This window comes from Spiroplasma endosymbiont of Lariophagus distinguendus (assembly GCF_023846195.1).
In the GTDB taxonomy this organism is placed as follows: Bacteria; Bacillota_I; Bacilli_A; order Mycoplasmatales; family VBWQ01; genus Spiroplasma_E.
Genome location: NZ_JALMUW010000041.1, coordinates 1 through 9,967, shown reverse-complemented (window position 1 = coordinate 9,967; position 9,967 = coordinate 1). Strand labels below are relative to the sequence as shown.

The window sequence follows — 9,967 nt, the reverse complement described above, 5'->3', positions numbered from 1 at the left end:
CCTTTATTTCAGTTTTATTAAAAAGATTCCAAACAGGTTCTTATTATTAAAATAAAGTAAATATTATACAAATTTCAAGTAATTACTAGTATAATGATTTAAGAATAAAAAAGAATAATTAGTACAAATAAAACTTGTTATTTTAAAGGAGAATAATATACATGAATAAAAACTATAAAGATACATTATTAATGCCTCAAACTAACTTTGAAATGCGTGCTAATTTAACTATAAAAGAACCACAACTACAAAAATATTGACAAGACCAAAAAATATATCAACAACTAATTAACAAAAATAAAAAATCTACGAAAACTTTTATTCTTCATGATGGACCTCCATATGCTAATGGTGATCTACATTTAGGACATGCATTAAATAAAATTTTAAAAGATATTATTGTTCGCTATTATAATAGTAGCAATTATTATGCACCCTATATTGCAGGTTGAGATACGCATGGTTTACCTATTGAAACAGCAGTTACTAACTCGGGAATTAATCGTAAAACAATAGCAGTATCAGATTTTAGAAAACAATGTCAAAAATATGCAGAACTGCAAGTTGCTAATCAAATTAATCAATTTAAAACATTAGGATTATTAACAGATTTTGAAGATCATTATGTTACTTATGATAAAAAATATGAATCTGAACAAATTAAAGTTTTTGCTAAAATGGTAGAAAAAAAACTAGTATATCGTAATTTATATCCTGTATATTGATCACCATCAAGCGAAAGTGCCTTAGCTGAAGCTGAAGTTGAATATTTAACAAAAACTAGTGCTGCTATTTATGTTGCCTTTTTACTAAATGATGAAAAAAAAATATTTAACTTACCTACCTCACTAATAATTTGAACAACAACACCATGAACCATTCCTAGCAATCAAATGTTAGCAGTAAATGAAGAATTTACATATAGTATTATTAAAACTAATGAACAACAAAATATTATTGCACAACCATTGATTGATTCTTTTACTAAAGCAAACAACATCACCGATTTTATAATTGTTAAAACAATTTCTGGTAAAGATTTAATTGGATTAACAGCATTACATCCATTATATCAAAGAAAAACTCCAATCGTTCATGGTTCTCATGTTACTATAAATGATGGAACTGGAATTGTTCATACTGCTCCAGCGTTTGGTGAAGAAGATTTTGATTTAGGATTAAAACATAATATCAAAATTCTTTGTCCAATTAATGATCAAGGTCAATTTACAGCAGAAATCAATGATGAACAATTAGTCAATAAATTTTATGATGATACTAATAAAATTATTGTTGAGCGCTTAAAAAATAATGGTACATTAATTGGTATGAAATGATTTAAACATCAATATCCACATGATTGACGAACTAAAAAACCCGTTATTTATCGTGCTACTTTACAATGATTTATCGCTATTGAAAAAATCAAACCATTACTTACTAAAAATATTAATAAAGTAAATTTTGTTCCTGAATGAGCAAAAAAAAGAATGTTATTAATGACAAATAATCGCTATGATTGATGCATTTCTCGTCAACGTGCTTGAGGATTACCAATTCCAATTTTTTACACCGAAAAAAAAGAACCAATCATGGATATAAACCTTATTAATCATGTTGCTGATTTATTTGCTAAACATGGTTCAAATATTTGATTCGAAAAAGAAGCAAAAGATTTATTACCACCTAAATATCAACATAAAGATAGTCCAAATGGTATTTTTTATAAAGAACAAGACATCATGGATGTTTGATATGATAGTGGCGTTTCCCACTTGGCAGTTATTAAAAATAATAATTTACCTTGACCAGCAGATTTATATTTGGAGGGTAATGATCAATTTCGTGGTTGATTTAATTCAAGTTTAACAACAGGAACTATTACTAATAATAGTAGTCCCTATAAAAACTTGCTGGCACATGGTTTTGTAACTGACGCTAAAGGCAATAAAATGTCAAAATCAATTGGTAATGTTATTAGTGTTAAATCAATTTGTGATACTAATGGTGCTGATATTTTACGATTATGAGTAGCCAGTGTTGATTTTACTGATGATACAAGAATTGGTACTGAAATTTTAAAACAAGTTAGTGAAAACTATCGTAAAATCAGAAATATTTTTCGTTTCTTACTAGGTAATTTATTTGATTTAGATATCAAAACTATTGAAAATAAAACAGAAGAAGAAATTATTAATAGTTTATCAGAAGTTGATCAATATATTTTAAATAAATTAAACGGATTAGTGACTAAAATTAATGAAAATTATCAAACTTACCAATTTAATACTATCTATCATTTAATTTTAAATTTTGTTACTAATGATTTGTCTGCTTTTTATTGTGATTTTACTAAAGATATTTTATATGTTAATAGCAAAAATGACATTAGAAGAAAACAAGTACAAATGACAATGTTTTTAATAGTAAAAACTTTAATTGGTTTATTAGCCCCTATTTTACCACACACTACTGAAGAAGCATTCCAAAGTTTAACTAAAAAAGATTTAAACACAAGCAGTGATTCTATTCATTTAAAAAAATTTCCACAACCATGAAATTTAAACAAACCAACAAAACTAATGGAAAAATGAGAATATTTTATTAACTTTAAAAATGAAGTTAATAAAGTTATTGAACAAGCTAAAAAAGACAAAATTGTTAAAACAGCCTTAGAAACAATAGTGACTATTATTTTTAAAGATAATCATAATATCTTATCAACAATTGATGAAAAAGAATTAGCACAATTATTAATTGTTAGTGAAGTTAATATTAATTATAATAATAGCAACGTTAATGACTGAACTATTAATGTTAAAACAAAAGAGGGTACTAAATGTCCTCGCTGTTGATTAATTGTTAATGAAACAAAAGAAGATGTTTGTAATCGTTGTTTTGAAGTGTTATCCTTAATAATGTAAATAACTAATATTAGTTTAGAAAGAAGTAATTATGGAATTTTCTTGATTAGCAATTAAAAATCATTTGAAAACACGTGATTGAAAATGATTAACTAAAATAATTTGTTTTTGTGCAATTATTATTCTAATTGTCACTGATCAAATGATAAAATTAGCAGTACAAAATGGAATAAAAGTTTGTGAAAAATATAAATTCATACCCGGATTTATTAATTTAAAATTTATTATTAATTATGGTTCTGCTTTTAGTTTTTTTCAAAATCAAAAAATCTTTCTAATAACTTTTGCTTTTCTAGTAGCAATTGCTAGTAGCACCTGACTATTATTTACTAAATCTATTAACAGAGCACTAGGTCTCAGTTTTGTTATTGCAGGAACAATCGGTAATTTAACCGATAGATTTTTACATAATGGTGGTGTTATTGACTTTTTATTATGACAACTATTCCCACCATATACTATTTTTAATACTGCGGATATATTTATTACCATTGGTATCACAATTATTATTTTACAAATAATTATTGGAACCATAATTAATGCCTATCAAGAAAAGTTTGGAGAACACAATAATGAAGTCAACAACGGAACATTCACAACAATCATCAATGATAGAAAATCAAAAGATGATAAAACTAACATATCATGAAAACAAAAATATCCGCATCGACAAATATTTAGCAATGATATTAACAGAACATCATTATTCACGAAATTTTATCCAAAATTTAATCACTAATGGGCAAGTAATAGTTAATAATAAAACTATTTCATCAGCTAACTTATTATTAAAAAATAATGATGAAATAAATATTATTATTAAAAATGAAAAAGAGAACACTTTAAAAGCAACTGCAATTGATTTTGAAATAATTTATGAGGATAATGAAATTCTTGTTATTAACAAACCTAATAATTTGGTTGTCCACCCAGGAGCAGGTAATTGAGATAATACTTTAGTTAACGGATTATTATTCCAATCTAAAATTGAAAATATTGATGAAAATAATTTACGTCCAGGCATTGTTCATCGTATTGACAAACAAACGACAGGGTTATTATTAGTAGCTAAAAATAAAATTAGTCATCATATTTTAGCAGAACAATTACAAAAACATGAAATTAAACGAATTTATATTGCATTAGTTCATGGTACAATTAAAGGTAGATCAGGAACCATTAAAGCGCCTATTGCTAGAAGCAATAATAATCGTCTAAAAATGATGGTCAATGAACAAAATAGTAAGAAAGCAACTACTCATTTTACAGTTATTGAGCGATTTAAAGACTATACTTTAGTTCAATGTCAATTAGAAACTGGTCGAACACACCAAATTCGTGTTCATTTTGAGTGAATTGAACATCCAATTGTAAATGACCCTTTATACAGCAAGTTTAAATTGGAAAATGCTAATATTGGACAATACTTACATGCTAAAGTCATTACTTTTACTCATCCCACAACTAAAAAAGTTATGACTTTTGAATGTAATTTACCTGATTTTTTTGAAAATAAATTACAATTATTACGAAAGGAAAGTGTTAAATAATGGATGATAATATTCTAGATATTTTAGGTTTACAATTAGTTGATTATTTTATTAGTCATCAAGATTATCGACCATTTAATGTTCCTAAAGAATTAAAACTACATGTTAAAGGTGAAGTATATCTAACTAATAAAGATAGTAATACTTATCATATCATTAAAATTATTAAAGAAAATAATTTTAATCCTCACCATTTAAAAAATAAAGATGAAGTTTATGAAATTTTACATAAACAATTAGCAGATGAAGGTGTTAAAGATATTCGTTATTTAATGGTTATTTTAAATGATGATAACCAAAACGAAAATCGAATGTCACCAGCGGTTGATGTTATTATTGCTACTAGTGACAAAATTGTTCAAGAATTATCTAAATTTTATCCTAGTATTACTAAATTTATTAAGGTAGACTTACCCCAACTTGAAACTGAAACCGAAAATAATGAAGAGACTAATGAAGATAATGGTACTGGAACTTTAAGTGATAATTGAAAAAAAGTTAATTTTCAAAACCGTCGTTACTTAAGCGAAACATTAAAAAAATGTACTAATGCTAATTTGGCAGTTACCTGATTTCTTTTTATAATTCCTATTATTACACTTGTTGTTTTTCTAGTAATTATAAATCTTAGTCAAGATGATTGATTAGCATTAGATTATAAACAACAACATTTGCTTTTTGGTGCCAATTATCATAACTTAATATTTGGTGCTTATCAATATTGAAGGTGATTAATTTATCCATTTGCTGGTAATGATATAAATCCTTCAGCTCCTATTAATTTAATATTTTCACTTTGAATGTTTTATCGTGTTGGTAGATTTGTTGAAGGATTTTATGGATGATGAAAAGCAATTTTCATTTGAATTGGTGCAATGATTCTAACCGGTATTTTACAAAGTGTTGTTGATAATATTAATATCATGTCAGGATTTTGAGTTTTTCCTGTAATTTCATTAGGAGCAATGTTACCTTTCATTTGAAATTATAAATTATTTAAAACTCCAATTATGAGTCGTTTCTTTACAACTATTTTATTAATGTTAATATTTTGATTTATAACTGATCAACAAGTAGTGACATTATTATATTGAATGATTGCTTTTGTCACAGGATGATTATTTGCTTCTTTAATCGGATATCATAATCGTAAAATAACTGTGTATTATGCTTTTAGTCCAATTGCTATTGGTTCATTAGTATTATTTGCTGGTTTACTTTGGGGTTTAAATAATTATTATCCTGTTGATGATAATAATTATACTTTAGAAGTATTAAAACAATATCAAAAACTTGGTCTAATTAGTCAAAGTACTATTAATAGTATTATGCTTAATTACTTTCACATACAAGTATAAAAAAAATTCTATATTTTTTTTAATGCATCAAATAAATACTTTTCTTCCTCTTTTGTAAGAAGATTAGTATTAATAACTATCTGTCTACTATTAATATCAATAATTTTAAAATCTATAGCAATATATGAATAATTATTAAAATTAATTTTTAATCTTTCTGATCATTCAATTATCATAAAATTATTCATCATTATTTCATAATATTCTTCTAAATGAGGATTAATTAAACGATAAGCATCCATATGAATTAAATTTCATTCATATTTAGTTTGATACTTATTTCAAATAATAAAAGTTGGTGAATTAATAATATTTTTAACTCCAAGTAAATTACCAATTAATTTAGTAATTTGCGTTTTACCACTACCAAGCGGACCATTTAATAATAAAATTAAATTTGGTTTAGCAATTTTAGCAATTATTTTGGCAAGAGTATTAGTGTCATCTAAATTTTTTAATATATATACTTTTTTTTTCATAATAACCTTCTTTGATAATTATTTTATACTTTACAAACTATTATACAAAATAATAACTTATTTTCTAAATTATTATTTTTCTTATTTAAAAGTTATTACTGCTCATATGTTTCTTTTTTAACTACTACTTTTTCTTTACTTCTTACAAAAAATCATTGATAAAAACCAAAACCAGAATTACCAAGAGCAACAATTCACATTAATAAAAGATTTACATCCAAACGATTATGAGCAACTCCCGAATACATAGCTATTTGAAAAATATTAACAATTATTCAAAAAATTCATTGTTCACGAAAACGTAATAACATTAGTATTTGCGCAACAATACTTAAAGAATTAGTTAATGAATCTAGAATATGTGGTAAAACTTGTTGAAAAGTATTACCATCAAAATCATATTTTCCTAAAATTACACGTGAAAATTCAGGAATTTCAAAATAAAAAAATACTGATAAAACAATTGCAAAGTAAATAGTAACAATACTTGTTTTTAAATTTAAACGTTTAGAAATTATTTCTTGTTGTGAATCTAAATGAAATTTCCATAAACTATAGCCAATAAATTGAAAAGGCAAAAAGAAAAATAAATTCAACTGCATATCACCAACATAATCTCAAACTAAAGCAATACAACCATAAATACTAACAGCAAAAAAGCCTCAAAAAAAATTAGAAATTTTACCAAATGAAATTAAAATTATACAAATAACATTAGTAAAAGCAGCAATACCATTTAAGAATAATAATACTTGCTGTCAAGGATGATAAGCTTGACGATTTACAATAGTTCAAACCGAAGGATATAAATTAGGATTAATAAAATGATTCAAATCAAAAAATGTATTTCATAACATAAAAATCCCTAAACAAATAATAGCTACTTTAGCAGAAAATGGAATTTTATTAAGATCTTTGGGTATTGATAATAAAAATTCTTTTATATTTTTCTTTCTTTTTATAAATCTAAATTTTATATCTTTAAACATATTTTCTTCCTTTTAAATTTATTTATTTATGTTCACTAATGTATTATTCAATCGTAATTTTCCATAAATTGCCAATGTAAGTGCATCATTAACTTTATCTAGTTCACTCTCATTAATGAAAATACCATTAATACCATTTTCACCAATACTACCATCACCTTTACCAAAATAACTTAACTTTAAATCTAAATTCAAACTAGATAAATCAACAGCATAAAAATGTCATATTTTTATTGAAGTTTTATTAGCATAGTAACTACCAAGTCTATAAATACAATCAAGTTTTAAGCTTCTAATATTAATTCCTGTCTCTTCTAAAATTTCATTGTTAACAGTTTCTAGTGATGATTTACCTAATTTACAACCACCTGTTAGAGTACTAAAAAATGATATCTTTTTATTTTCAAATAAAGGATTCTTTTCTTTCATTAATAAAAATCAATATTGATTGTATTTATATACAAAAGGTAAAACTGCAACTCCTTCATTATTACATCATGGTTCACTAACACCTGTCATAAAGCCATTAGTAATTAACTTTAAAAATTTGCCCATAATAAACCCCCTTTACTATAAGTAATATTATAACATTAACTTAAAATTCAATTTGAAATTTTATACTAACTAAAAATAAAATTTATCCCAAATATTAATGAAAAAAATCATAAATAATTCCCTACTAAGATAATAGTTAATATATAATTTATTTATTATATAAAAATAAATAGGAGGAACAATAATGATTTACACAATTAATAATTTATTTATTAATAGTAACGATAAAACTAAAAAAATACCAACACAAGTAACTGTTAACGGTTGGGTTCGTTCTAATCGAAATAGTAAAAAAGTTGGGTTTTTAGATTTAAACGATGGTTCTTCAATTAATAACTTACAAGTAGTATATGATCCAAATTTAGAAAATACTAACAATTTAACTAATGTTACTACTGGTAGTGCTGTTACTATTACTGGTAATTTAATTTTAACACCAAATGCGAAACAACCATTTGAACTAAAAGTAATTACTGCTACTGTCTACAACATATGCGCTAATGATTATCCAATCCAAAAAAAAGAACATACAAATGAATTTCTTCGTGAACATGCACACTTACGTGTTCGTACTAATACTTTCTTGTCATTATTTAGAATTCGTGATCAAGTATCATGATCTATTCATAATTTTTTTCATAATAATCAATTTATTTACCTACATAGTCCTCTTATTACAGCTAATGATGCTGAAGGTGCTGGTGAAAATTTTATTGTTACTACTATAACTAATGATAAATATGAAAAGGATTTTTTTGGGAAAAAAGCCTCATTAACTGTTAGTGGTCAGTTAAATGCTGAAGCCTACGCTCAATCTTTACAAAAAGTTTATACATTTGGACCAACATTTCGTGCTGAAAAATCTAATACTACACGTCATGCAGCAGAATTTTGAATGGTAGAACCAGAATTTACCTTTAGTAATCTACAAGATAATATTATACTAGCCCAAAAACTAATAAAAACTGTTATTAGAGATGTTCTAAATAATTGTAATTCTGAATTAAAATTTTTAGAACAAAAACAAGAAACTAAAAATGAACAATCACTAATTGAAAAATTAGAAAAAATTGCCGATTTTAAATCTGATTTTAAAGTTATTACTTATACAGAAGTAATTGAATTACTTTTAAATGCACAAAAAAAAGGAAAAAAATTTGAATTTAATGAAATTAAATGAGGAATTGATTTACAATCAGAACATGAAAGATATTTATGTGAAGAAATAACTAAACAGCCAACTTTTGTTATTAACTATCCACAAACCATCAAAGCTTTTTACATGAAACTTAATCCAATTGATAGTAATTATCCACAACAAAAAACAGTGGCAGCTATGGATTTATTAGTGCCAGGGATTGGTGAATTAATTGGTGGTTCTGTTCGTGAAGATAATTATGAACAATTACTAAAAAATAAAACCCAATTCAAAATTGAGGGTAATGATCTACAATGATATTTTGATTTAAGAAAATATGGATATGCACCAAGTGCTGGTTTTGGTTTAGGTCTAGAAAGATTTTTAATGTTTATTACTGGTATTAATAATATTAGAGATGTTATTCCTTTTCCTCGTACACCAAATAACTTATTATTCTAAAATAATAATATTTTAATAATATCTTTTTAAATTAAACTTATAATGTTATTTAAAACTCCTATTACTACATTAAAATCCAACATAATATATAATTAATTTAGTATTAAATAATTATTAATAAGTTAAAAAAAGAAAGGATATTTATATGCCAAAGTCATATGAAATTATAAAAACAATGTAAAAAATAATTAATATAAGTAAAAATTGATTTATCAGCTTTTAAATTAAAAAGTAAACGTTTAAATTTAGAAATAATGATTGATTATAATCAAAAAGATCTAATTAATGTTCAACACTCAATTTACAATAGTTCAAAAGCAACCATTTTTTCTAAAGAATTACAAGAATTTTTAAAAAATGCTTACCATAATGCAGTTGCATCTAAAAAAATAGATATCCCATGAGTAATAACAGCAACTTTTAATTTACCAAATTCATCATATATAACTGAAATTAATGACTTAAAAAATAAAATTATTAAAGAAGGTATAACTATTAAAAATGATGTGGAA

Annotated in this window: 9 protein-coding genes; 6 read left to right on the top strand and 3 right to left on the bottom strand. The window is 24.6% G+C overall.

The window, feature by feature from the left end; all coding sequences use genetic code 4:
• The first annotated feature begins 161 nt into the window (after window positions 1–161).
• From ileS to M0D11_RS04165, 4 genes are read left to right on the top strand one after another with little or no spacing between them, the layout of a single operon-like run.
• The gene (gene ileS / locus M0D11_RS07240) at window positions 162–2,924 is read left to right on the top strand and encodes an isoleucine--tRNA ligase (RefSeq protein WP_252320378.1); all 2,763 of its coding nucleotides are present in this window, start codon (window positions 162–164) and stop codon (window positions 2,922–2,924) included.
• 31 nt (window positions 2,925–2,955) lie between these two features.
• The gene (lspA, locus tag M0D11_RS04175) at window positions 2,956–3,663 is read left to right on the top strand and encodes a signal peptidase II (protein WP_252320376.1); all 708 of its coding nucleotides are present in this window, start codon (window positions 2,956–2,958) and stop codon (window positions 3,661–3,663) included.
• Window positions 3,551–4,474 carry an RluA family pseudouridine synthase gene (locus M0D11_RS04170; RefSeq protein WP_252320380.1) on the top strand — a complete coding sequence of 308 codons (924 nt, stop codon included), beginning with the start codon at window positions 3,551–3,553 and terminating at the stop codon, window positions 4,472–4,474. Before lspA ends, M0D11_RS04170 begins: the two co-directional genes overlap by 113 nt.
• Entirely contained in the window at window positions 4,474–5,832 is a 1,359-nt protein-coding gene (locus M0D11_RS04165; RefSeq protein ID WP_252320374.1) for a rhomboid family protein, read from the top strand. The genes M0D11_RS04170 and M0D11_RS04165 overlap by 1 nt, the downstream gene beginning before the upstream one ends.
• A gap of 8 nt (window positions 5,833–5,840) precedes the next feature.
• Here the strand turns inward: M0D11_RS04165 and tsaE are convergent, their stop codons facing one another.
• The 3 genes from tsaE to M0D11_RS04150 all read right to left on the bottom strand — a co-directional run bounded on the left by tsaE (window position 5,841) and on the right by M0D11_RS04150 (window position 7,855).
• Complete coding sequence (gene tsaE, locus M0D11_RS04160) at window positions 5,841–6,311, bottom strand: tRNA (adenosine(37)-N6)-threonylcarbamoyltransferase complex ATPase subunit type 1 TsaE (RefSeq protein ID WP_252320372.1); 471 nt, start codon at window positions 6,309–6,311, stop codon at window positions 5,841–5,843.
• A 95-nt stretch (window positions 6,312–6,406) separates the two neighbouring features.
• Entirely contained in the window at window positions 6,407–7,300 is an 894-nt protein-coding gene (pnuC, locus tag M0D11_RS04155) for a nicotinamide riboside transporter PnuC (protein WP_252320370.1), read from the bottom strand.
• Window positions 7,301–7,318: 18 nt separating this feature from the next.
• On the bottom strand, window positions 7,319–7,855 hold the full coding sequence (locus tag M0D11_RS04150; RefSeq protein WP_252320369.1) for an NUDIX hydrolase: 537 nt from the start codon (window positions 7,853–7,855) through the stop codon (window positions 7,319–7,321).
• Between the two features lie 181 nt (window positions 7,856–8,036).
• On the opposite strand from M0D11_RS04150, the gene asnS reads away from it, so the two are divergent.
• Both asnS and M0D11_RS04140 read left to right on the top strand, forming a co-directional pair.
• Window positions 8,037–9,455, top strand: coding sequence for an asparagine--tRNA ligase (gene asnS, locus M0D11_RS04145; RefSeq protein WP_422397100.1), 1,419 nt, complete (start codon window positions 8,037–8,039; stop codon window positions 9,453–9,455).
• 254 nt (window positions 9,456–9,709) lie between these two features.
• Window positions 9,710–9,967: hypothetical protein (locus M0D11_RS04140; RefSeq protein ID WP_252320365.1), on the top strand; the 258-nt coding region annotated here is incomplete at its 3' end.